The organism is Microbispora hainanensis (assembly GCF_006874475.1).
Taxonomy (GTDB): domain Bacteria; phylum Actinomycetota; class Actinomycetes; order Streptosporangiales; family Streptosporangiaceae; genus Microbispora; species Microbispora hainanensis.
In genome coordinates, this window is sequence record NZ_VIRM01000002.1 from 276,055 (window position 1) to 298,539 (window position 22,485).

Below are 22,485 nucleotides of genomic sequence, written 5' to 3' on the forward strand. Positions count from 1 at the left end.
TGTTCCGGCGATGTAATCGGTCCGTAGTCGTCGCCGATCGCGCAGGCCGACGTCTCACCCGCCGGGGAAGAAGGCCCGGCGCCAGGCTCCCGGCCCGCGCGGGAGTCCCACCCGCAGCCGATGCGCCGGATTCCTCCAGTTTCGCAGGCTTGTTCGCGGTGTCGCCGACCGGGCGGCGTCCGCCGCCGCCCGTGCAGCGGTCTGGGCCGCCAGCGCGGCGACGAGAGCGGCGATCTCCTCGGGGGTGGCATCCCCCCGGACGATGCTCAGGTAGGGCTCGCGGCTGCTCACAGCGGAATGTTCCCGTGCTTCTTCGGGGGCAGCGAGGCCCGCTTGTTGCGGAGGGCGGGCAGTGCGCGGACGACGTGGACCCGGGTTTCCGAAGGCCGGATGACCGCGTCCACATAGCCGCGCTCGGCCGCGAGATACGGATTGGCCAGCGTGTCCTCATATTCGCTGATGAAACGGGCCCGCGCCGCGTCCGGGTCGTCGGCGGCGGCCAGCTCGCGCCGATAGAGGATGTTGACCGCGCCCTGCGCTCCCATCACGGCGATCTGGGCGGTGGGCCAGGCCAGGTTGATGTCCGCGCCGAGGTGCTTGGACCCCATGACGTCGTACGCCCCGCCGTACGCCTTGCGGGTGATGACGGTGACCAGCGGGACGGTCGCCTCGGCGTAGGCGTAGAGCAGCTTGGCGCCGCGCCGGATGATGCCGTTCCACTCCTGGTCGGTGCCGGGCAGGAAGCCCGGCACGTCGACGAAGGTCAGCACCGGGATGTTGAAGGCGTCGCAGGTGCGCACGAACCGGGCGGCCTTCTCGGAGGCGGCGATGTCGAGCGTGCCGGCGAAGCTCATCGGCTGGTTGGCGACGACGCCCACCGACCGCCCCTCGACCCGGCCGAAGCCGACGACGATGTTCGGCGCGAAGCCCGCGTGGATCTCCAGGAACTCGCCGTCGTCGAGCACGTGCTCGATGACCGTGTGCATGTCGTACGGCTGGTTGGCCGAGTCGGGGATCAGCGTGTCGAGCTCGCGGTCCTCGTCGGTCGTCTCCAGGTCCGCCTCGACGTCGAAGGCGGGCGGGTCGTCCATGTTGTTGGACGGCAGATAGGACAGCAGCGCTTTGGCGAAGTCGAGGCAGTCCTGCTCGTCGGACGCCTCGTAGTGGGCGACGCCGGAGCGCGAGTTGTGCGTGTGCGCGCCGCCCAGCTCCTCGAACGTCACCTCCTCGCCGGTGACGGTCTTGATGACGTCGGGCCCGGTGATGAACATGTGCGACTTCTCCTGCACCATCAGGACGAAGTCGGTCAGCGCGGGGGAATACACGGCGCCGCCCGCGCACGGGCCCATGATCAGCGAGATCTGCGGGACCACGCCGGAGGCGTGCACGTTGCGCTTGAAGATCTCGGCGTAGAGGCCGAGGGAGACCACGCCCTCCTGGATGCGCGCCCCGCCCGAGTCGTTGATGCCGATCACCGGGCAGCCCGTCTTGAGCGCGTGGTCCATGACCTTGACGATCTTCTCGCCGAAGACCTCGCCCAGCGAGCCGCCGAACACGGTGAAGTCCTGCGCGAACACCGCGACCGGCCGGCCGTCCACCGTGCCGTAGCCGGTCACGACCCCGTCGCCGTACGGGCGCTCGCGGTCGAGGCCGAACGCGGTCGCCCGGTGCCTGGCCAGCTCGTCGAACTCCACGAAGGAGCCCTCGTCGAGGAAGGCCGTCAGCCGCTCGCGGGCCGTCATCTTGCCCTTGGCGTGCTGTTTCTCCACCGCCCGCTCGGAGCCCGCGTGGGCCGCCTCGCTCCGGCGGCGCTCCAGGTCGGCGATCTTGCCGGCGGTGGTGTGGATGTCGATCTCGGGGGCGCGTTCGGCGCTCATCGCCCGCTCACCGTTCCTCGTGTGCTCAGCGGCCCTCGGGTCCAGAACGCCGCTCCGGGTCGCATCGAATCCATGGCCGACAGGTTAACCAGAACGGCATCGCGCGGTCGCTCCGGGTCGCGCCCGCCGGGATCGCGGCCGGCCCGCCGGGCGCTCCCGCAGGAACGTGACCCGTGCGCCGTTCGTTCGGCTTTACGACGGCTTTATACGACTGGGGGCGCCATGGCGGATGCCGTACGGACGCAGGGATTGTTCAAGCGCTTCGGGCAGCAGGTCGCGGTCGGCGGCGTCGATCTGGTCGTGCCGAGGGGCAGCTTCGCCGGGCTGGTCGGTCCCAACGGCGCGGGCAAGACGACCACCCTGGGCATGGTCACCGGGCTGCTGCGTCCGGACGGCGGGCGGATCGAGATCGACGGCCGCGACGTGTGGGCCGACCCGGTCAGCGTCAAGGCGCGCATCGGCGTGCTGCCCGAGGGCCTGCGGCTGTTCGAACGGCTGTCCGGCCGCGAACTGCTGACATACTGCGGCCAGTTGCGCGGCATCCCCATAGACGAGGTCGGCCGCCGCGCCGACGAGCTGCTCAAGGTCATGGACCTGGCCGAGGCGCAGGACAAGCTGGTGGTCGACTACTCCACCGGAATGCGCAAGAAGATCGGCCTCGCGGCGGCGCTGCTGCACAACCCGGGCGTGCTGTTCCTCGACGAGCCGTTCGAGGGCGTCGATCCCGTCTCCGCCAACACACTGACCGAGGTGCTGCGCAGATATGTCGCCTCGGGCTCCACCGTCGTCTTCTCCAGCCACGTGATGGACCTGGTCGAGCGGCTGTGCGACTGGGTGTCGGTGATGAACCGCGGGTTCGTCGTCGCCCAGGGCCCGCTCGACGACGTACGGCAGGGCCGCACGCTCAACGAGGCGTTCCTCGACCTCGTCGGCGTGCGCGGCAACGGGGAGGAGGGCCTGTCGTGGCTGGGCTCGCCGGCATGACCTGGCTGTTCGTCCGGCTCAAGCTCAGCCTGGTGCGCGGGGGCCTGCGCGGCGACGCCGGCAGGCAGGCCGGCTTCGCCTTCTCGATGGTCGCCGCCCTTCTCGCCGGCCTCGCGGGGTTCGCGCTGGTGTCCCTCATCCGGTTCGCGCCCCCCGACATCGCCCTCGACCTCGTCGCGGTGGCATTCGCGATCTTCGCCGTCGGGTGGGTCGTCGTGCCGCTGACGGCCTTCGGCCTGGACGAGACGCTCGACCCGGCCAGGCTGGCCCTGTTCCCGCTGACCACCCGGCAGCTCGCGACCGGCATGCTGGCCGCTTCGGCGACCGGGCCGTGGCCGATCGCCTCGCTGGTCGCGCTGTCCGGCGGCGTGGTCGCGCTCGCCCACGGGCCGGGCGGGGTGCTGCTCGGGGTGCCCGCGGTCGTCCTCGTGTTCGCCTTCTGCCTCACCGCGTCCCGCCTGGTGACCACCGGGCTGTCCGGCCTGCTGCGCACCCGCAGGGGACGCGACCTGCTGGCGGTCGCGGCCATCTTCGTGGTGCTCCTCGCCCAGGTGCCGAACCTGCTGGTCAACCGCGGCCTGCCGGGCGACCCCACGCGGATGCTGGCGTCGGTGGGCGAGGTCCTGCGCTGGACGCCGCCGGGGCTGGCCGCGCACGCGATCGCGGACGGCGGCCTCATCGGCGTCGCCGAGCTGATCGTCGTCGCGATGTCGGTCGTCGTGCTGGGATGGCTGTGGATCGCCGCGCTGCGGCACGCGCTGGTGCGGCCCGACGCCTCCAGCCAGGGCGGCGGCTCCGTCCGGCGGTCGGGCCGGATCTCGATCGGCCGGTTCCTGCCCGGCGGCATGCTCGGCGCCGTCGTCGCGAAGGAGCTGAAGTACGCCGCGAGGGAGCCCCGCGGCCGGGTGAACTGGATCATGGCGCTGTTCATCACCGTGATCATCACGCTCTCCCTGCGCGGAGGGGACGGCGCGGCCGGCCCGGGTTCGGTGATCGGGCCCGCCTGCCTGGCGGCCGTCATGATCGGGTTGCAGGCGGGCAACTCCTTCGGCATCGACGGCAGGTCGCTGTGGATGAACGCCGTGGCGTTCTCCACACCGCGCGACCTGCGTACCGACCTGGCCGGGCGGCACCTGGCCATGGCGGTCATCGGGGTGCCGCTGCTGGTCGTGGTGTCGCTGTTCGCCGGCCTGGTGACGGGCCACGCCGCCTTGGCCCTCGCCGCCGCTCCTGTCGCCTGGGGCGTGCTCGGCGTCGCCATGGGCGTCGGCGCGATCACCAGCGTGACCGCGCCCTACACCTACCCCGACCGTCTGAACGCCTTCACCGGCGCCGCTCCGGGGCAGGGCGGGCAGGCGTTCGCGGCCTCCTTCGCCACGATGGTCGTCACCGGCGTGCTCATACTGCCGATCGTGCTGCCGGTCGTGTTCGGCCTGACCTGGTGGGCCGTGCTCGCCGTGCCGTACGGCGTGGCGGCCTCCTGGGCGGGCCGCAGGATCGCCGCCGGCGTCGGCTTCGCCCGCCTCCCCGAACTCCTCGCCGCCGTCTCCCGCCCCACCTGAGAAATAACGGAGCGATCGCGAAGTCCTTGCGGTCTTGCGTGCGATACGGCCCGCCTCTATAACCGTTTGGACCGTTCTAAGGGGGAAAGCAATGCGCGATGGCAGTCCGCTGGGCCGTGTGATCTGGGCGCCGGTGGCCGCGGCGGCACTGAGCGGGCTGGTGATCGGGGGGCTGGCGCGCCTCCTGATGCGGGGCATCGCGCTGGCCGTCGGCGGGCTGACCGGCATGTCCCTGGCGGGCACGGCCGCGATCCTCGTCGCGTTCGCCGTGCTGGCCCTGCCTGCCGCGGTGACCGCGGCCGCGCGTCCGGCGATCATGCATGCCGGTCGCTGGGTGACCGCGGCGCTCACGGGACTGATGGCCGCGAGGACGGGGCTCGCCGACGCCAAGATCATCGTCCTGGCCGACGACGATCAGCTGACGCCGATCACGATGCTGGTCGTCGCGTTCGCCGCGATCGTCGTGGCGCACGGGCGGCTCGCCCAGCACCTCACCCGCCGTTTCAGGGCGCTCTCGCAGGCCCCGTCCGAGGCGCTCGGCGCCCCGGACGCGCGCCCGGTCTGACCTGCGCGTTCAGGTGGTCTAGTCCAATTGGTGAGACCGCCCTCGGGCTGCCGAGCGCGATTCGCTAGCCTTCGAAGCATGGCCGCCATCGCTCCTGCCGAACGACACAACGCCGTAGCGGAGATGCCGGACGAACTCCGCGCTGACGTGCGCCTATTGGGTGGATTATTGGGGCAGGTGATCGCCGAACACGGCGGTCCGGAGCTCCTCGCCGACGTGGAACGGCTCAGGAAGGCCGTGATCGCGGCCCGCCGCCGGGAGACGACGGCGGACGAGGTCGCGGCCATGGTGGCCGAATGGCCCGTCGACCGCGCCGTGCAGATCGCCCGCGCCTTCACCTGCTACTTCCATCTCGCCAACCTCGCCGAGGAGCACTACCGCATCCGCATCCTGCGGCAGCGCGACAGGGACGACGTGCCGCTGCGCGAGTCCCTCGCGGAGGCCGTGCAGCGGCTGCGCGGGGACGACCGGCTGCAGGACCTGATCGACGGGCTGGAGTTCCGGCCCGTGCTGACGGCCCACCCCACGGAGGCGCGGCGGCGGGCGATCGTCACCGCCATCCAGCGGATCAGCGCCCAGCTCGACGCCTACAACGCCCCCGGACGGGGCGCCGCCGAGCGGGAGGAGGCCCACCGGCGGCTGCTCGAGGAGATCGACATCCTGTGGAGGACCGCCCAGCTCCGCCACACCAAGCTCGACCCGCTCGACGAGGTCCGTACGGCGATGGCGGCGTTCGACGAGACGCTGTTCCGCACCGTGCCGCAGATCTACCGCTCGCTCGACGCGGCGCTCGGCCCCGGCACCGGGACGCGGGAGCCGCTGGCCAAGGCGTACATCCGCTACGGAAGCTGGATCGGCGGCGACCGCGACGGCAACCCCAACGTCACCGCCAAGGTGACCAGGGAGGCCATCCAGATCCAGGCCGAGCACGTGCTGATCGCGCTGGAGAACGCCACTACCAGGATCGGCAGGTCGCTCACCCTCGCCGGCGTCTTCACACCGCCGTCCGCCGAGCTGCGGGCCGCGCTCGCGCAGGCCGAGGACGACCACCCCGACCTGGTGTCGGAGATGGCCACCCGGTCGCCGCGCGAGCCGCACCGCCAGTGGCTCATGTTCGTGGCGGCCAGGATCGCCGCGACCCGCCGCCGCGACCTCGACCTCGCCTATCGCGCGCCGGCCGAGCTGCTGGCCGACCTGCGGATCGCGCAGGACTCCCTGCGCGGCGCCGGCGCCGTGCGGCAGGCGTACGGCGAGCTGCAGCACCTGATCTGGCAGGTCGAGACGTTCGGCTTCCACCTGGCCGAGCTGGAGGTGCGCCAGCACTCGGCGGTGCACGCGGCGGCGCTCAAGGAGATCGCCTCGGGCACGCTGTCGGAGCGCACCGAGGAGGTTCTGGCCACGATCCGGGTGATCGGGTGGATCCAGGAGCGCTTCGGCGTGGCCGCCTGCTCCCGCTACGTCGTCTCGTTCACCCGCTCCGCCGACGACGTCGCGGCCGTCTACGAGCTGGCCCGGCACGCCCTGGGCGACCGCGCCCCGGTGCTCGACGTGGTCCCCCTGTTCGAGTCGGGCGAGGACCTCGACAACTCCACCGCCGTGCTGGAGGGCATGGTCAAGCTGGAGCCCGTACGCCGGCGGCTCGCCGAGAACGGGCGGCGCATGGAGGTCATGCTCGGCTACTCCGACTCGGCCAAGGAGCTCGGCCCGGCCGCGGCCACCCTGCGCCTGTACGACGCGCAGGCGGCGCTGACCGCCTGGGCCGCGGCCAACGACGTCAGGCTCACGCTCTTCCACGGCCGGGGCGGCGCGCTCGGCCGGGGCGGCGGCCCGGCCAACCGGGCGGTGCTCGCCCAGGCTCCGGGATCGGTCGCCGGCCGGTTCAAGGTCACCGAGCAGGGCGAGGTCATCTTCGCGCGCTACGGCCACTCGGCGATCGCCAAGCGGCACATCGAGCAGGTCACCAACGCCGTGCTGCTCGCGTCCACCTCCGCGGTGGAGTCGAGCACGGCCGCCGCGGCGGCGAAGTTCCGCCGGATGGCCGACACTGTGGCCGGCGCCTCCGAGCGGGCCTACCGGGCGCTGACCGAGGCGCCGGGCTTCCCCGAGTGGTTCGCGCTGGTCAGCCCGCTTGAGGAGATCGGCTCGCTGCGGCTCGGCTCCCGTCCCGCGCGGCGCGGCCTCGGCGCGCCCCGCTCGCTGGACGACCTGCGGGCCATCCCGTGGGTGTTCGCCTGGGCCCAGACGCGGGTCAACCTCCCCGGCTGGTACGGCCTGGGCAGCGGCCTGGCCGCCGTGGTCACCGACGGCGGCATGGCCGAACTGCGCTCGGCCTACAAGGAGTGGCCGCTGTTCGCCGCGATGCTGGACAACGCGGAGATGTCGCTGGCCAAGACCGACCGCTCGATCGCGTCCCGCTACCTGGCCCTGGGCGGCCGGAGCGACTTCGCCGGGCAGGTCCTGGAGGAGTACGACCTGACGAGGCGGCTGGTGCTGGAGGTGACCGGCCACGCCCGCCTCCTGGAGAACCGGCGCGTGCTGTCGCGGGCCGTGCAGCTCCGCGACCCCTACGTGGACGCGCTCAGCCACCTCCAGCTCCGTGCGCTGTCGGCGCTGCGGGCGCCGGGCGACCTGTCGGACGAGGAGCGCGAGCGCCTGTCCACGCTGCTGCTGCTCAGCGTGAACGGTGTCGCGGCCGGTCTGCAGAACACCGGCTGACCGGCCCGCCCGAGCCGGTGGTGCGGCGACGCCCGCACCACCGGCTCACGCGGCTCACGCGGCTCAGGCGGTCTCGGCCTGCTCGACCTCGATCCGCCCGACCTCAATCCGATCCGGGCAGGCGTAGATGTTGAAGCGCTCCTCGCGCAGGAACCCCACGAGCGTGACGCCGAACTCGCGCGCCAGGTCGACGGCGAGCGAGGACGGCGCGGACACGGCGCACACGATCTGGATCCCCGCGCTCGCCGCCTTCTGCATGATCTCGTAGCCGACCCGGCCGCTGACCAGCAGGACGTGCCGGTCGAGGGGGGTCCGGCCGCCGAGCAGCGCCCAGCCGACCAGCTTGTCGACGGCGTTGTGCCGTCCCACGTCCTCCCGCACGGCCAGCGGCGTGCCGTCGGGCGTGAACAGCCCGGCGGCGTGCAGCCCGCCCGTCCTGCCGAACACCCCCTGGGCCTCCCGCAGCCGGTCGGGCAGGCCGTACAGGGTCGTGGCGGACACGGCGACCGGCGCGCGCGCGGCCGGCACGGCGCAGCGGTCGCGCAGGGCGTCGAGGCTCGCCGTGCCGCAGACGCCGCACGCGCTCGACGTCAGGAAGTTCCGCGCCGCCGCGCCGAGGTCGGGGAGCCGGGAGGCGGCGAGCCGCACCGTCACCGTGTTGTAGCGCGCCTCGGGGTCCAGGTCCTCGTCGGTGCAGTAGCCGATGGCGGCGATGTCGCCGGGGCCGGCGATGCCCTCGCCGTGCAGGAAACCCGCCGCGAGCTCGAAGTCCGCGCCCGGCGTCCGCATCGTGATCGCCACCGTACGGCTCTCGCCTCCGGCCAGGAGCCGGATCTCCAGCGGTTCCTCCGTGGCGAGGTCGTCACGCCGGTCGCGTACGGCCGATCCGGACACCCTCCGGACGCGTGACCGCGTGACGGGCCCCAGACGAGCAGTCGGCCGCGCCGCGCCGTCCGATTCCATCTGTCTCCTCCTTGCCGGCATGGCTGCCGATCCATTCCGTACGCAGCCTGCCACGCCGCCGGTCGGTCGTCGCCCGCCGGGTGGCGCCCGGTTCTCGTGAACGGCGCGGCGGGGGCGGGTCCGCAGGCCGATAGCCTGGGGGCGTGCCCGACTCGCCGTACGCCGATCTCGACCGGCCTCCGCTGTCCGAGACCGCGCTGACCAGGGCGCTGGTGCGCCCGGGCTCGCTGTGGTCGTCCATACGCGTCGTCGAGCGGACCGGCTCCACCAACGCCGATCTGGCCAGGACCGTGCGCGACAACCCGGTCGAAGGCGCCGTGCTGGTCGCGGAAGTACAGTCCGCCGGCCGGGGCAGGCTCGGCCGCCCGTGGACCGCGCCGCCGCGCTCGGGGCTGACGTTCTCGATGCTGCTGCGGCCGGAGGCGCCGCTCGTCCGGCAGGGCTGGCTGGCGCTGCTGGTCGGTCTCGCCGCCGCCTCGGCCGTACGGCGGATCGCGGAGATCGACGTGCGGCTCAAGTGGCCCAACGACCTCATGGTGGGGGAGCGCAAGCTCGCCGGGATCCTGGCCGAGCGGGTGGACCGCATGGTGGTCGTCGGCATGGGGCTCAACGTCTCGCTGCGGCCGGAGGAGCTGCCGGTGGAGCGGGCCACGTCCCTCGCCGTCGAGAACGCCGCCTGCACCGACCGCGACCCGCTGTTGCGCGCGATCCTCCGGGAGGTCGAGTCGCACTACCGCGAGTGGACGGCCGCCGGCGGCGACCCCGATGCCTCGGGCCTGCGCGCCGCCTATCTCGCCTGGTCGTCCACAGTGGGCCAGGACGTCAGGGTCGAGCTGCCCGGAGAGCGGGTGCTGACCGGTCTGGCGACCGGCGTCGACGCGTCCGGCCACCTGGTCGTGCGCGCCCAGGACGGAGAGCACACGCTCAGCGCGGGCGACGTCGTCCACGTGCGCCGGTCGCCGGAGACCGGCCCGCTGTCCTGAATCTCCGCATGATCAGAGCTGCCGGGCGATCGGGCGAACACATGCAATCGACCGGCGATCGTGTCACGATTTGCGCCATGGGTCTCCCCGATCAATATCTGGCCGACGGCGAGCGGGTCGTTCTATCGTTCCATCCGCACTGGAAGCGACTGATCCTTCCGTTCCTCGCCCTCATCGTCGTGCTGGCCGCCGCCGTCGCGGCCTTCGTCTTCATCCCCGGCGACTACGAATACGCGGGGTACGCCCGCGGCGCGGTGGCCGTGGTCGCCTTCGTGGCGCTGGTCCTGTGGACGGTCATCCCCTACCTGCGCTGGGTCACGACGTCGTACACGCTGACCTCGCACCGCTTCGCGATCAGCGTCGGAGTGCTGAACAAGTCGGAGGACGACATCCCGCTGGCCAAGGTGAGCAGCGTGAGCTCCGACCAGCGGCTCATCGAGCGCATCCTCGGATGCGGCACGCTCCGGGTCGAGTCGGCCTCGGAGAAGGGCGACATCGACTATCGCGACATCCCCCAGATCCAGCGGGTGCGGCACGAGCTGTTCCGCCTGGTGGAGGACGCCGCGGACGGGAACATCGACGGGGAATGAACGCGGCGCGGCCTGCGCGCCGCGCGGGGGAGGGGGACGTGGACACTAGCGGGCGGCCCGGCGCCGACGACATGCGGCGGCTGTTCCTGGGGCCGGCACCGGCCTACACCCGGAGACAGGTCGCCGAGGCGGCCGGCATCCCGCAGGACCTGGCGGCGCGGATCTGGCGGGCCCTCGGCTTCGCCACGTTCTCCGACGACACCGTGGCGTTCACCGAGGCCGACCTGAAGGCCCTGCGCCGCATCCGCGACCTGATCGACTCGGAGACGCTCGACGAGCGGACCGTCATCCGCATGGCCAGGGCCCTCGGCCGAACGACCGCGCGGCTCGCCCAGTGGCAGGCCGAGATCATGCTGGACGCGCTGATCCAGCCCGGCGTCAAGGCGGGGGAGGACGCGCTGCGGCAGGTGGTCGACACGGTCAGCCGCCTGCTGCCGGACTTCGAGCAGACGCTGGTGCACGTCTGGCGCTCCCAGCTCGCCGCCACCGCGAGCCGGCTGGTCTCCCTCGCCGAGCCCGGGGAGGACGTCTCGCCGACCCGGCCGAGGCTCGGGGTCGGGTTCGCCGACCTCGTCGCCTTCACCCGCGTGTCGCGCGAGCTGGACGAGCTGGCGCTGGCCGACCTGGTCGAGGGGTTCGAGTCGCGGGCCTCCGACGTGATCGCGGCGCACGACGGCCGGCTGGTCAAGACGCTCGGCGACGAGGTGCTGTTCACCGCCGCCGACCCGAGGACCGCGGCCCTCATCGCGCTCGACCTGATCGACGAGCTCAAACGCGACGCCGAGGGGCCCGACGTACGGGTGGGGCTGGCGTACGGCCCGGTGCTCCCGGCGATGGGCGACGTCTTCGGCACGACGGTCAACCTGGCGGCCCGGCTGACGGCCATCGCCAGGCCCGGCACGATCCTGGCCGACAGTGAGCTGGCCGCCGGCCTCACCGGTGCTCCCGGCGTCGACCTGGTCAAACTCCGCCGCCGTCCCGCCCGCGGGCTCGGCGTGGTGGAGCCGTATGTTCTGAGGAGATCCACCCGAGAAAGTTGAGGTACAGCACATGCCGTACGAAGTCCAGGGCGTGGTGGCGCGCGGCAAGGGTGAGGCGGTGACGCTGGAGACGGTCGTCGTGCCCGACCCGGGGCCCGGCGAGGCGGTCGTGAACGTGCAGGCCTGCGGGGTCTGCCACACCGACCTCCACTATCGCGAGGGCGGCATCAATGACGAGTTCCCGTTCCTGCTGGGCCACGAGGCCGCGGGCGTCGTCGAGGCGGTCGGCCCGGGCGTGACCGAGGTCGAGCCCGGCGACTACGTGATCCTCAACTGGCGGGCGGTGTGCGGGCAGTGCCGCGCGTGCCTGCGGGGCCGGCCGTGGTACTGCTTCGCCACTCACAACGCGGCGCAGAAGATGACCCTGGCCGACGGCACCGTGCTCAGCCCGGCGCTCGGCATCGGGGCCTTCCTGGAGAAGACCCTGGTGGCGGCCGGGCAGTGCACGAAGGTCGACCCGGCGGCCAAGCCGGCCGTCGCCGGGCTGCTCGGCTGCGGCGTGATGGCCGGTCTCGGGGCCGCGATCAACACCGGCGGCGTGACCCGGGGCGACACGGTCGCGGTGATCGGCTGCGGCGGCGTGGGCAACGCGGCCATCGCGGGCGCCCAGCTCGCCGGAGCCCGGACGATCATCGCGGTGGACGTGGACGACCGCAAGCTCGACTGGGCCCGCGGCTTCGGCGCCACGCACACCGTCAACTCGCGGGAGACCGACCCGGTGGAGGCGATCCGCGAGCTGACCGGCGGGTTCGGCGCCGACGTCGTGATCGAGGCGGTGGGCCGTCCCGAGACGTACAAGCAGGCGTTCTACGCCCGCGACCTGGCCGGGACCGTCGTGCTGGTCGGCGTGCCGACCCCGGAGATGCAGCTCGACCTGCCGCTGCTCGACGTCTTCGGCCGCGGCGGCGCGCTCAAGTCCTCCTGGTATGGCGACTGCCTGCCCAGCCGCGACTTCCCCATGCTGATCGACCTCTACCAGCAGGGACGGCTCGACCTCGACGGGTTCGTCACCGAGACCATCGGCCTCGACCAGGTCGAGGAGGCGTTCGGCAAGATGCACCGCGGGGAGGTGCTGCGGTCGGTCGTCGTGCTCTGACGCCCGCGCGAGGGGCGGCGCTTCCGCTTTGCGGAGTGCCGCCCCTTTCTGTGCCATGGATCACGTAGGCAAGCCTTACCAAAGTGGGTTATCTTAGGTATGCCTAACCTTCCCGGAGATCCCTGAGAGGCCGCTTCATGTACGTCTGCATCTGCCGCGCCGTCACCGAGAGCGAGGTGCACGACTGCATCGCCGACGGGGCGAGGACGGCTCGCCAGGTGCGGGACGCGACCGGTGCAGGGGGGGACTGCGCATCCTGCGTCCGGAAGATCTGTGCGATCCTGAAACGGTCAGAGGACCTGGTCACCAGCGCATAGATCGAGGAAGCTTATGCAGGGCGACAAAGAGATCATCGCGCTGCTCAACGAGCAGCTCACCTCCGAGCTGACCGCCATCAACCAGTACTTCCTGCACGCGAAGCTACAGGAGAACTGGGGATATACGAAGCTCGCCGCGATCACGCGGGCGGAGTCCATCGACGAGATGCGGCACGCGGAGGAACTCACCGACCGGATCCTGTTCCTGGAGGGTCTGCCGAACTACCAGAAGCTGAACACCCTGCATATCGGCCAGACCGTCAGGGAGCAGCTTCAGGCCGACCTGGAGCTGGAGCTGAGCGTGGTCAAGCGCCTGCGGCCCGGCATCGCCCTCATGCGGGAGCGGGGGGACATCACCTCGGCCACGCTCTTCGAGCGCATCCTGGCCGACGAGGAGCACCACATCGACTATCTGGAAACCGAGCTGGGCCTCCTGGAGAGCCTGGGCGAGCAGCTGTACCTTCAGCGGTACGCGGAGCCGCCGTCCTCCTGAGTCGTGCCCTCCTGGGCCGGGCTCTCCTGACCCGGCGCACCCCCGGCCGTCGCCTGAGCGGACGGGAAATCAGATGGACAACGCCCGTCGTCATCGTTTCGGCGGGCGTTTTTCACGCCATTATGCGGTTTCCCGCGACGAAGTTCGAAATGGTCGAGAATAGGGTAGAAGATCGCGTCGCTTCCGTGCTGACTATCCCGGATTTATCAGTGTTTGCCCAGGTCAATTGATGGGTCAACGACAAGTCAAAAGGCGCGCTGTAGCCGGGAAACGATCGCACAAGGTCCTACGATCGCACCATGACCTGCGTACTTCTCGCCGAGGATGACACCTCGATTTCCGAGCCGCTGGCGCGAGCCCTGCGCCGGGAGGGCTATCAGGTGGAGGTGAGCCCCGATGGCCCGCAGGCCCTGGAGAGGGCCTTGTCGGGGGGCGTCGACCTGATTGTTCTCGACCTCGGCCTTCCAGAGATGGACGGGCTGGAGGTCGCGCGCCGCATTCGCGCGGAGGGACACGGGACTCCGGTCCTGATCCTCACCGCCCGTGTCGACGAAGTCGACACCGTCGTCGGTCTCGACGCCGGGGCCGACGACTACGTCACCAAGCCGTTCCGCCTGGCAGAACTGCTCGCCCGCGTGCGGGCCCTGCTCCGGCGCGGAACATCGGAGACCCCGGTGGTGCAAGGCGTCCGCATCGACGCCGACTCACGCCGGGCCTGGATGGGAGACAAGGAACTGCACCTGACCACCAAGGAGTTCGACCTGCTCCGCGTGCTCGTACGGGACGCCGGCAAGGTCGTCACCCGCGAGCAGATCATGCGCGAGGTGTGGGACACGAACTGGTGGGGGTCGACGAAGACACTGGACATGCACATCTCGTGGCTGCGCCGCAAGCTCGGAGACGACGCGGCCAAGCCGCGCTACATCACGACCGTCCGAGGGGTCGGCTTCCGTTTCGAGCGCGAGTAACCGCCGTGGGGCGGTTGCGGGGGAGGGGCTAGCACGTGCGCCGGCGCCTGCTGTCCTCCATGCTGCTCGTCGCGGTCATCGCGGTGCTGTTGTTAGGCGTGCCCCTGGGTGTGGTCGTCGTGCGTTTGATCAGCGACGAGGTCGCCCAGGAGCTCAGAACGGACGCGAGCCGGCTGCTGCTCGGAGTGGAGTACTCCCTCAGTCAGGGCCAGGGGATCAGTCCGGACCAGCTCGCGCGGAACTACCCGGACCGATACCTCCAGGTGTACGTCCGCGGGAAACCGCCGATCGTCGTGGGCTCGCCTCCACCGGCGGGCCGTGATCTGACCGAGGAGGCGCGCTCCGAGAACGGTTACGTACGCGTCAGCCGTGACGCGGCCCAGGTCCGACAGGACACCCAGGCGCGGCTGGTGCTCATCATCGCGCTGGCCGTCGTGGCCCTCGGGGCCGCGATCGGGCTGGCGACCGTCACCTCGCGTCGCCTGAACCTGCCGCTCCAGGATCTCACCAGGATCGCGGAGCGGCTGGGCTCGGGCGACGCGAGGCCGAGCAGGCACCGCTACGGCATCCCCGAGCTGGATCTCGTGGCCGAGGTGCTGGATCGCAGCGCGCTGCGGATCTCCGACCTGCTCGCACGGGAACGCGAGTTCGCGACCGACGCCTCCCACCAGCTGCGCACCCCGCTGACCGGGCTGAGCATGCGCCTGGAGGAGATCGTCGCGGCGGCCGACCAGCCCGAGGTGGTGCGCGAGGAGGGCGAGGCCGCGGTCGTGCAGGTCGAGCGGCTGACCGCCGTGATCGACGAACTGCTGGCCGCCGCACGCCGCCAGCGGCACGCCCAGGCGGCGCCGATCGACGTGGACGACGTGGTGGGCCAGCAGATCACCGAATGGGAGCCGGCGTTCCGCCGGGCCCACCGCTCGCTGGTGCTCGCGGGCGACCGCGGCCTCAGCGCGCTCGGCACGACCGGCGGGCTCAGCCAGGTGCTGTCCACCCTGCTGGAGAACTCCCTCAAGCACGGCGACGGCGTGCTGACGATCAACACATCGAGTACGGGCAGGTCTGTGGTGATCGAGGTGGCCGACGAGGGCCCGGGCATTCCGGAGGCCCTCGGCCACCGGGTGTTCGAGCGGAGCGTGAGCGGGGGAGGCGGCACGGGCCTGGGGCTCACCCTCGCCCGTGCCCTGGTGGCGGCCGACGGCGGGCGGCTTGAGCTGGTCAAGCGCCGCCCGGCGACGTTCGCCATCTTCTTACGTCACACCCGCGACAGCGGGCGTCATCGTGTGGTGAGCGGCCCCGCCTGACGGATCAACTGGTGGTGAGGGGGTCGGGCTGCGCCTTCACGTCGGAGTGGGGCCGTACGTCGGAGTGGGGCAGCGCCCCCACCTTCTCGACGGCCCCCTCGGCGGGCTCCTCCGTAGGGGCCAGCTCCGGAACCGCCAGGAACACCCATTTCTTGTACGACCAGAAGCGGAACAGCGTGCCCAGCCCCACACCGATGAACTGGGCGATGTTGTAGCTCACCGCGTCGTGCAGGCCCAGCGAGTAGCTCACGAAGCCGATCGTGAGCAGCGGGGGCAGCAGCCCGATGCCGTTGAGCAGGAAGAACAGGACATACTCGCGTGCCAGGCCGCTCTGCTCCCGGTGGCGGTAGGTCCAGAAGCGGTTGCCCGCGTACGCGAACGTCGCGGCGACGATCGTGGCCACGACCTTCGAGCTCAGCGGGCCCATGCCGACGCCGAACCGCAGCAGGTTGGTGCCGCCGAAGTCGATGACGAACGCGATCGCGCCCACCAGGCCGAACTTGATCAACTCGTGGATGAGCGCGGCGAACCGCTCGTAGGCGCGTCGTAGCAACTGCACGTCCCGCACGGTCCTTCCTGATCGGCGGCCACGGTCGGCGGCGAGGTCTTCTCAGGCTACCGTTCGCAAGCACAAATCGGGGTCTTGCCGCAACCTTCGCCCGCTTCGTCCCAGGTCATCAAAGAACATTTCAAGAAAAATACTGCTATCTGGGATGAGTGGGCCCTCTTCGCACTACGCTCTCGCCCGACCAGGATCACCTAGTTCGGGGACGCGCGCGTTCTGGAGGGGTGGCCTTTCTCGTGTTGCGCAGACTCACGGCCCTCGGTCTCGGCCTCGTCCTGCTCGCGGGGTGTGGGACCGAGGGCCTCCGCGAGACCCCGGCCGATCCGGGCGCCACGTCCCCGGCGACGGTCGAGATCACCACGGCCGACGCGCAGGCGGCCTTCGACGGCCTCGGCGATCTGCCGGACGCCTGGAAGAACCGCGACTGCGCCGAGATCGAGCAGCTCACGACCGGCGTGGAGAGCACCATCGGGAGCGGTGTCTGCACGGCCGCCCGGGACGGCTACGCCGCGCCGGCCTTCCGGGCCTACGACGATCCGGAGTTCCTGCTGCCCCGCCGCGAGGACGGCGAGGCCGGCGCCTGGTTCGCCGTGCTGGCCCGCAAGCCCCAGCCGGCCTACTTCGTCTTCGTCTGGGCGGACGGCCGATGGCGGCTCGGCGCCGGGCCGATCCCGCTCGTCGGCAAGGCGCCCAATGTGAAGGACGGCGCGGACGGCGCCGTGTTCGACGCCGAGGCCGTTCCGGACGCGGCCGTCGCGGCGCGGCTCGCGCCCACCCGGCACGTCGCGTTCCTGACCGATCCCTCCGGGGTGAACGGCGCGGGAGTCAGCGGGGTGCGCTTCGCCTCCGGCGACCCCATGCGCCGCCTCCTTGTGGAGCTGGTCGGCGCTCCGGGCAGGGCCCGTCCTGATCGCCTCACCACCGACGTGCGCATCGAGGGACCGGCCCGCGCGCTCGCGCTGCCCGGCGGCGGGGCGCTGGTGTTCCACGCGCTGCGCGTCGTCTTCACGCAGAAGCCGGGCTCGGGCCGTTCCTCCCTCGCGCACCCCCGCTATCGGGCCGCGGTCGTACGCGCCTTCACGGGCGGCACGGCCACGACCGTCACCGGCGGCGAGATCGTGGTGCTGGCGACCAAGGTGGCGAAGGACACCACGATGACGACGGTCGGCATGCGCCGGGTCCTCGCCGACATCACCAAGGGTTCCGGTCAGGGATCCGGCTGACGGGGTTTCGCCGGGCAATAGGTAGGCTGACGTGTCGTGAACAGCCCGAACGTTCCCCCTTCCGCACCCGTGACCCCGCCCGTGGTGGGCATGGTCGGCGCGGGTCAGCTGGCGAGGATGACGCAGCAGGCCGCGATCGCGCTCGGCATCGACCTGCGCGTGCTCGCGAACGACCGTGACGAGAGCGCCGCCAAGGTGATCGTGGACACCCGGCTCGGTGACTATCGCGACCTTGACGATCTCCGGGAGTTCGCGAAGGGGTGCGACGCCGTCACCTTCGACCACGAGCACGTGCCGACCGAGCACATCCGGGCCCTGGCCGCCGACGGCCTCGCCGTACACCCCGGGGCGGACGCCCTGGTCCACGCGCAGGACAAGGCGGTGATGCGGGAGCGGCTCACCGCCATCGGCGCGCCGTGCCCCGCCTGGGCCCGCGTCGAGGACCTGGCCGGTGTGGAGGCGTTCGCCGAGGAGCACGGCTGGCCCGTGGTGCTGAAGGCCGTACGCGGCGGTTATGACGGCCGGGGCGTGTGGATGTGCGAGTCGCCCGACGAGGCGCGCGAGGTGCTCGCCACCGGCGTGGCCCTGATGGCCGAGGCGTTCGTCCCGTTCGAGCGGGAGGTCGCCGTGCTGGTCGCCCGGTCCGCGCACGGCCAGGGCGTCAGCTATCCCGTGGTCGAGACCGTGCAGCAGGACGGCATCTGCGTCGAGGTGATCGCGCCCGCGCCGAACCTGGGTGAGGAGGAGGCGGCGCACGCCCAGCGGGTCGCGCTCACGATCGCCCGCGACCTCGGCGTGACCGGGCTCCTCGCGGTCGAGATGTTCGTCACGAAGTCGGGGCTCGTGGTCAACGAGCTGGCCATGCGTCCGCACAACAGCGGCCACTGGACGATCGAGGGCGCCCGCACCTCGCAGTTCGAGCAGCACCTGCGGGCCGTGCTCAACCTGCCGCTCGGGTCGCCGTCGATGACCGCGCCGGTCGTCGTCATGGCCAACCTGCTCGGCGGGCCCGACCCCGGTGTCTACTCGCGCTATGAGCACGTGATGGCCAACGACCCGGGCATCAAGATTCACTTCTACGGCAAGGAAGTCCGGCCCGGCCGCAAGATCGGGCACGTCACCGCCCTCGGCACCGACCTCGACGAGGTGCGGGCCCGCGCCCACCACGCCGTCACCTGCCTGAAGGGACCTGTGGATGCCTGACGTCGGGATCGTCATGGGGAGCGACTCGGACTGGCCGGTGATGCGCCAGGCCGCCGAGGCCGTCGCCGAGTTCGGCGTGTCCTTCGAGGCCGACGTGGTGTCGGCGCACCGCATGCCCGCGGAGATGATCGAGTATGGCTCCCGCGCCGCCGGGCGCGGGCTGAAGGTGATCATCGCGGGCGCGGGCGGCGCGGCCCACCTGCCGGGCATGCTGGCCTCGGTCACCCCGCTGCCCGTGATCGGCGTCCCGGTGCCGCTCAAATATCTCGACGGCATGGACTCGCTGCTGTCGATCGTCCAGATGCCGGCCGGTGTGCCGGTGGCGACCGTGGCCGTCGGCGGGGCCCGCAACGCGGGGCTGCTCGCCGTACGGATCCTCGCGGCGTCGGACGAGGGGCTGCGGCGGCGGATGGAGGAGTTCCAGGCCGCCCTGCGGGACCAGGCGCACGCCAAGGGCGAGCGGCTGCGCGCCGAGGCGGCCCAGCTCGGCCAGTAGGCCCGGCATCGGTGAGCCCGGCTCATTCAGCCACCCGCCGGGCGGCGGGTGAGCCGGGAGGGCAGCCACGCGGACACGACCAGTGCGAGCACGGTGAAGGCGAGCGACCACCAGAACGTGTGCTCGAAGGCCGCCGCGGCGTCCGCGGGGCCGCCGTGATGCCGGGCGAGCGCGCTGTCGAGGACCACGGCCAGCACGGCGGTGCCGAACGAGCCGCCGACCTGCTGCGCGGTCCTCGTGATCACGCTCGCATGCGGCACCTCGTCGCGGGCGAGCCCCTCGTACGCGCTGCTCATGACGGGGATCGTCACGGCGCCGAGGCCGATGCCGCGTACGACGAGCGCGGCGACGAGCGACCACGTCGCGGTGTGCTGCCCGGCCCAGGCGAACGGCAGCGTCCCCAGCGCGGTGATCACCAGGCCGACGGCGGTGACCGGGCGCGCGCCCACGCGGTCGGTGAGCGTGCCGGCGAGGCCCCTGCTCAGCATCACGCCGATGCCCTGCGGGGCGAGCAGGAGGCCGGCCGTGAACGCGTCCCTGCCGCCCACCTGCTGATAGAAGAGCGGGATCAGCAGCATCGCGCCGTAGAGGACGAAGCCCGACAGGAACATCAGCGCGTTCGCCGCACTGAACGAGGGGCTGCGCAGCAGCCGCAGGTCGACGAGCGGCGTGTCCGTCCTGAGCGCGCGTACGGTGAAGGCGGCGATGAGCGCGGCGCCCGCGATGAGCGGCAGCAGCACGTCGGCTTGGCCGAAGCCGCCGCCGGCCCCGACCCGGGAGAGCCCGAAGATGATCCCGGCGATGCCGGGGCACAGCAGGATCAGGCCGATCCAGTCGAGCGGCGCCTCGCGGTCGCGTTCGCCCGCGGGCATGAAGCGCCAGGCCAGCGCGAGCCCGGCCAGGCAGAACGGCACATTGATCCAGAAGATCCAGCGCCAGGAGAGGTGCTGGACGATCAGGCCGCCGACGACCGGGCCGAGCACCGGGCCCAGCAGGGCGGGCAGGCCGATGATCGCCGTGGCGCGGCCGAGCGACCGTCCGCCCGCGGCCTGCACCAGGAGCGTCTGCATGACGGGCAGCATGAGACCGCCGCCCGCGCCCTGCACCACGCGGAAGGCGATCAGCGTCGCCGCGTCCGGCGCGAGGCTCGCGCCGACGGATCCGGCCAGGAAGATCGCCAGCGCGGCCAGCCAGACGTTCTTGCCGCCGAAGCGGCCGGTCAGCCAGTTCGTCGTCGGCACCGCCATGCCGAGGGCGAGCAGGTAGCCGGTGGTGATCCACTGGATGGTCGAGACCGGCACGTGCAGTTGCCGTCCCAGGGTGTCCAGTGCGATGTTGACGATCGTCGTGTCGAAGACGACGGCGAGGGTGCCGGTCAGCATGACGAGCGAGAGCCGTACGAATCCCGGATCGAGGCGTTCCCGGGAAGCGGGCGGACTTACGGTGCTCATGGTGACCTCCGGAGCAAGATTAGATGCACTCGTGTATCTAATCCGCTCGACGCCGTTCCGTCAATAAGATGCACGCGTGTATCTTGAGAGGGAGACGTGTCAGAGAAGACCGCAAGCAGGCGGCGCGGAGCCGAGCTGGAGGAGGCGTTGCTGGACGCCGCATGGGACGAGCTGGCCAGCGTCGGCTATGGCGGCTTCACGTTCGAGGCGGTGGCCGCACGTGCCCAGACCAGCCGGCCGGTCGTCTACCGCCGCTGGGCGAGCCGGGCGGATCTGGCGGTGGCCGCGATCATGCACTACGGCCGGAAGAACCGGCTCTCGGTGCCCGACACCGGATCTCTCCGCGACGACCTCGTGGCCCTGCTGCGGTGGATGTCGGAGCGGCGCGGCGAGCTGGCGGTGGTGATGAGCATGCAGATGAGCGAGTTCTTCGCGGAGACCGGCTCCACGATGGCCGACCTGCGGGAGCGGCTCCTGGCGGAGCGCGGGGGACCCGATCTGATGGGGCAGATCCTCGACCGCGCCGCGGCGCGCGGGGAGATCGACCCGCGGCGCCTCACCCCGCGGCTGGTGGCTCTGCCGATCGACCTCGTCCGTCACGAGCTCCTGATGACCGGGCGGCCGGTCTCCGAGGACGCCATCGCCGAGATCGTCGACGACATCTTCCTGCCCCTCGTCCGCCTGAGGGCGCAGTGAGGGGCGCAGTGAGGCCCGGCCCGCGGGGCCGGCGGGGGGATCAGGGGCGGCCGAGAGCGCGGTAGTCCCAGCCGGCCTCGCGCCAGGTGTCCGCGTCGAGTGCGTTGCGGCCGTCGACGATCGTGCGGCCGGCGACGACCGCGCCCAGCTCCTCGGGGTCGAGGGTCACGAACTCCTGCCACTCGGTGAGCAGCAGCACGACCTCGGCCTCCTGGGCGGCCTCCATGGCCGACTCGGCGTACCCGAGGTGGGGATGGGCCGCCCGCGCGTTCGACAGGGCGACCGGGTCGTAGACCCTGACCTGCCCGCCCTGCTCGGCGATCTTCAGGGCCACGTCCAGGGCCGGCGAGTCGCGGATGTCGTCGGAGTTGGGTTTGAACGCCGCGCCCAGCACCGCCACCCTGCGGCCGTCGAACGTCCCGCCCAGGATGTCGCGGGTGAGGTCGACCGTCCGCGTACGGCGGCGCAGGTTGATCTGGTCGACCTCGCGGAGGAAGGCGAGCGCCTGGGAGGCGCCGAGCTCGTCGGCCCTGGCCGTGAACGCCCGGATGTCCTTCGGCAGGCAGCCGCCGCCGAAGCCGAGGCCGGGGTTGAGGTATCGGCCGCCGATCCGCTCGTCGTACGACAGCGCCTGCGACAGCTGGGTGACGTCGCCGCCGGCGGCCTCGCAGAGCTCGGCCATGGCGTTGATGAACGAGATCTTCGTGGCCAGGAACGCGTTCGCGGCCGTCTTCACCAGCTCGGCCGTGGGGAAGTCGGTCACCACGATCGGGACCTCGCCCAGGGGTGTGTAGACGTCCCGCAGCACCTTCTCGGCCCGCTCGGAGGCGACACCGAGCACGATCCGGTCGGGGCGGAGCGTGTCCTGCACGGCGAAGCCCTCACGCAGGAACTCGGGGTTCCAGGCCAGCTCGACCTGCATCCCGGCGGGCGAGAGCCGTACGAGCTTGTCGGCGAGGCGCTCGGCGGTGCCGACCGGCACCGTGGACTTGCCCACGACCAGGCACTCACGGTCGAGGTGCGGGGCCAGCGACTCGACGACCGCGTCGAGGAAGGAGACGTCGGCGGCCTGCTCGCCCTTCTTCTGGGGCGTGCCCACGCAGATGAAGTGGACGTCGCCGAACTTCGCCACCTCCTCGTAGGAGGTGGTGAAGCGCAGCCTGCCCGAGTCGAGATTGCGGCGGAGGAGCTCTTCCAGACCGGGCTCGTGAATCGGCAGCTCGCCGCGCTGCAGCCGTTCGATCTTGCTCTGGTCCACGTCCAGACCGAGCACTTCGAAGCCCAGTTCGGCCATGCACGCCGCGTGCGTTGCACCCAGGTATCCGGTCCCCAGCACAGTGAGGCGGTACGGCACGGCATGCTCCCCTCTTACCGACTCTTTGTGATCTGGCATG

At 71.5% G+C, this 22,485-nt stretch carries 22 protein-coding genes; 16 read left to right on the top strand and 6 right to left on the bottom strand.

Translation table 11 applies throughout. The features are described from left to right. Nucleotides 1–54 precede the first annotated feature (54 nt). Together FLX08_RS02785 and FLX08_RS02790 are read right to left on the bottom strand one after the other, a co-directional pair. Complete coding sequence (locus tag FLX08_RS02785; RefSeq protein ID WP_142616577.1) at nucleotides 55–291, bottom strand: acyl-CoA carboxylase epsilon subunit; 237 nt, start codon at nucleotides 289–291, stop codon at nucleotides 55–57. Beyond that, a complete protein-coding gene (locus tag FLX08_RS02790; protein WP_142616578.1) occupies nucleotides 288–1,877 on the bottom strand; it encodes an acyl-CoA carboxylase subunit beta in 1,590 nt (529 codons plus the stop codon). Before FLX08_RS02790 ends, FLX08_RS02785 begins: the two co-directional genes overlap by 4 nt. Nucleotides 1,878–2,099: 222 nt before the next feature. Here FLX08_RS02790 and FLX08_RS02795 point away from each other — a divergent pair, with 222 nt between their 5' ends. The 4 genes from FLX08_RS02795 to FLX08_RS02810 all read left to right on the top strand — a co-directional run bounded on the left by FLX08_RS02795 (nucleotide 2,100) and on the right by FLX08_RS02810 (nucleotide 7,703). Then, nucleotides 2,100–2,861: an ABC transporter ATP-binding protein gene (locus tag FLX08_RS02795; RefSeq protein WP_142616579.1), complete on the top strand. Its 762-nt coding sequence runs from the start codon at nucleotides 2,100–2,102 to the stop codon at nucleotides 2,859–2,861. Then, nucleotides 2,840–4,423: a hypothetical protein gene (locus tag FLX08_RS02800; protein ID WP_208761230.1), complete on the top strand. Its 1,584-nt coding sequence runs from the start codon at nucleotides 2,840–2,842 to the stop codon at nucleotides 4,421–4,423. The genes FLX08_RS02795 and FLX08_RS02800 overlap by 22 nt, the downstream gene beginning before the upstream one ends. Before the next feature lie 91 nt (nucleotides 4,424–4,514). Then, nucleotides 4,515–4,988 carry a hypothetical protein gene (locus FLX08_RS02805; RefSeq protein WP_142616580.1) on the top strand — a complete coding sequence of 158 codons (474 nt, stop codon included), beginning with the start codon at nucleotides 4,515–4,517 and terminating at the stop codon, nucleotides 4,986–4,988. A 78-nt stretch (nucleotides 4,989–5,066) separates the two neighbouring features. Further along, nucleotides 5,067–7,703 (top strand): phosphoenolpyruvate carboxylase, encoded by a 2,637-nt coding sequence (locus FLX08_RS02810; RefSeq protein ID WP_142616581.1) that lies wholly within the window; start codon nucleotides 5,067–5,069, stop codon nucleotides 7,701–7,703. A gap of 63 nt (nucleotides 7,704–7,766) precedes the next feature. Here FLX08_RS02810 and fdhD read toward each other — a convergent pair whose 3' ends face one another. Next, entirely contained in the window at nucleotides 7,767–8,666 is a 900-nt protein-coding gene (fdhD, locus tag FLX08_RS02815) for a formate dehydrogenase accessory sulfurtransferase FdhD (protein WP_142616582.1), read from the bottom strand. Nucleotides 8,667–8,809: 143 nt separating this feature from the next. Between fdhD and FLX08_RS02820 the strand changes: the two genes are divergently transcribed. The 8 genes from FLX08_RS02820 (at nucleotide 8,810) to FLX08_RS02855 (ending at nucleotide 15,457) form a co-directional block, all read left to right on the top strand. Next, the gene (locus FLX08_RS02820) at nucleotides 8,810–9,649 is read left to right on the top strand and encodes a biotin--[acetyl-CoA-carboxylase] ligase (RefSeq protein ID WP_142616583.1); all 840 of its coding nucleotides are present in this window, start codon (nucleotides 8,810–8,812) and stop codon (nucleotides 9,647–9,649) included. Nucleotides 9,650–9,726: 77 nt separating this feature from the next. Beyond that, complete coding sequence (locus FLX08_RS02825) at nucleotides 9,727–10,239, top strand: PH domain-containing protein (protein ID WP_142616584.1); 513 nt, start codon at nucleotides 9,727–9,729, stop codon at nucleotides 10,237–10,239. A 38-nt stretch (nucleotides 10,240–10,277) separates the two neighbouring features. Continuing rightward, nucleotides 10,278–11,279, top strand: coding sequence for an adenylate/guanylate cyclase domain-containing protein (locus tag FLX08_RS02830; protein WP_244312275.1), 1,002 nt, complete (start codon nucleotides 10,278–10,280; stop codon nucleotides 11,277–11,279). A 10-nt stretch (nucleotides 11,280–11,289) separates the two neighbouring features. Next, nucleotides 11,290–12,375: an S-(hydroxymethyl)mycothiol dehydrogenase gene (locus FLX08_RS02835; protein WP_142616585.1), complete on the top strand. Its 1,086-nt coding sequence runs from the start codon at nucleotides 11,290–11,292 to the stop codon at nucleotides 12,373–12,375. Nucleotides 12,376–12,512: 137 nt separating this feature from the next. Next, on the top strand, nucleotides 12,513–12,692 hold the full coding sequence (locus tag FLX08_RS02840; protein ID WP_142616586.1) for a (2Fe-2S)-binding protein: 180 nt from the start codon (nucleotides 12,513–12,515) through the stop codon (nucleotides 12,690–12,692). Between the two features lie 13 nt (nucleotides 12,693–12,705). Next, a complete protein-coding gene (bfr, locus tag FLX08_RS02845; protein ID WP_142616587.1) occupies nucleotides 12,706–13,185 on the top strand; it encodes a bacterioferritin in 480 nt (159 codons plus the stop codon). 299 nt (nucleotides 13,186–13,484) lie between these two features. After that, a complete protein-coding gene (locus tag FLX08_RS02850) occupies nucleotides 13,485–14,153 on the top strand; it encodes a response regulator transcription factor (RefSeq protein WP_030451323.1) in 669 nt (222 codons plus the stop codon). 35 nt (nucleotides 14,154–14,188) lie between these two features. Further along, complete coding sequence (locus FLX08_RS02855; protein WP_167530252.1) at nucleotides 14,189–15,457, top strand: ATP-binding protein; 1,269 nt, start codon at nucleotides 14,189–14,191, stop codon at nucleotides 15,455–15,457. 4 nt (nucleotides 15,458–15,461) lie between these two features. On the opposite strand, the gene FLX08_RS02860 is transcribed toward FLX08_RS02855, so the two are convergent. After that, nucleotides 15,462–16,016, bottom strand: a complete 555-nt coding sequence (locus FLX08_RS02860; protein WP_142616588.1) for a GtrA family protein — start codon at nucleotides 16,014–16,016, stop codon at nucleotides 15,462–15,464. 242 nt (nucleotides 16,017–16,258) lie between these two features. On the opposite strand from FLX08_RS02860, the gene FLX08_RS02865 reads away from it, so the two are divergent. The 3 genes from FLX08_RS02865 (at nucleotide 16,259) to purE (ending at nucleotide 18,944) form a co-directional block, all read left to right on the top strand. Then, the gene (locus tag FLX08_RS02865) at nucleotides 16,259–17,245 is read left to right on the top strand and encodes a DUF8094 domain-containing protein (RefSeq protein ID WP_142616589.1); all 987 of its coding nucleotides are present in this window, start codon (nucleotides 16,259–16,261) and stop codon (nucleotides 17,243–17,245) included. A 90-nt stretch (nucleotides 17,246–17,335) separates the two neighbouring features. Further along, complete coding sequence (locus FLX08_RS02870) at nucleotides 17,336–18,448, top strand: 5-(carboxyamino)imidazole ribonucleotide synthase (protein WP_244312295.1); 1,113 nt, start codon at nucleotides 17,336–17,338, stop codon at nucleotides 18,446–18,448. Then, on the top strand, nucleotides 18,441–18,944 hold the full coding sequence (gene purE, locus FLX08_RS02875; protein WP_142616591.1) for a 5-(carboxyamino)imidazole ribonucleotide mutase: 504 nt from the start codon (nucleotides 18,441–18,443) through the stop codon (nucleotides 18,942–18,944). Before FLX08_RS02870 ends, purE begins: the two co-directional genes overlap by 8 nt. Nucleotides 18,945–18,970: 26 nt before the next feature. Here purE and FLX08_RS02880 read toward each other — a convergent pair whose 3' ends face one another. Continuing rightward, entirely contained in the window at nucleotides 18,971–20,395 is a 1,425-nt protein-coding gene (locus FLX08_RS02880; protein ID WP_142616592.1) for an MDR family MFS transporter, read from the bottom strand. Nucleotides 20,396–20,491: 96 nt separating this feature from the next. Between FLX08_RS02880 and FLX08_RS02885 the strand changes: the two genes are divergently transcribed. Beyond that, on the top strand, nucleotides 20,492–21,091 hold the full coding sequence (locus tag FLX08_RS02885; protein WP_142616593.1) for a TetR/AcrR family transcriptional regulator: 600 nt from the start codon (nucleotides 20,492–20,494) through the stop codon (nucleotides 21,089–21,091). 40 nt (nucleotides 21,092–21,131) lie between these two features. Here FLX08_RS02885 and FLX08_RS02890 read toward each other — a convergent pair whose 3' ends face one another. Next, nucleotides 21,132–22,445 (bottom strand): UDP-glucose dehydrogenase family protein, encoded by a 1,314-nt coding sequence (locus tag FLX08_RS02890; protein WP_142616594.1) that lies wholly within the window; start codon nucleotides 22,443–22,445, stop codon nucleotides 21,132–21,134. Nucleotides 22,446–22,485: the final 40 nt, after the last annotated feature.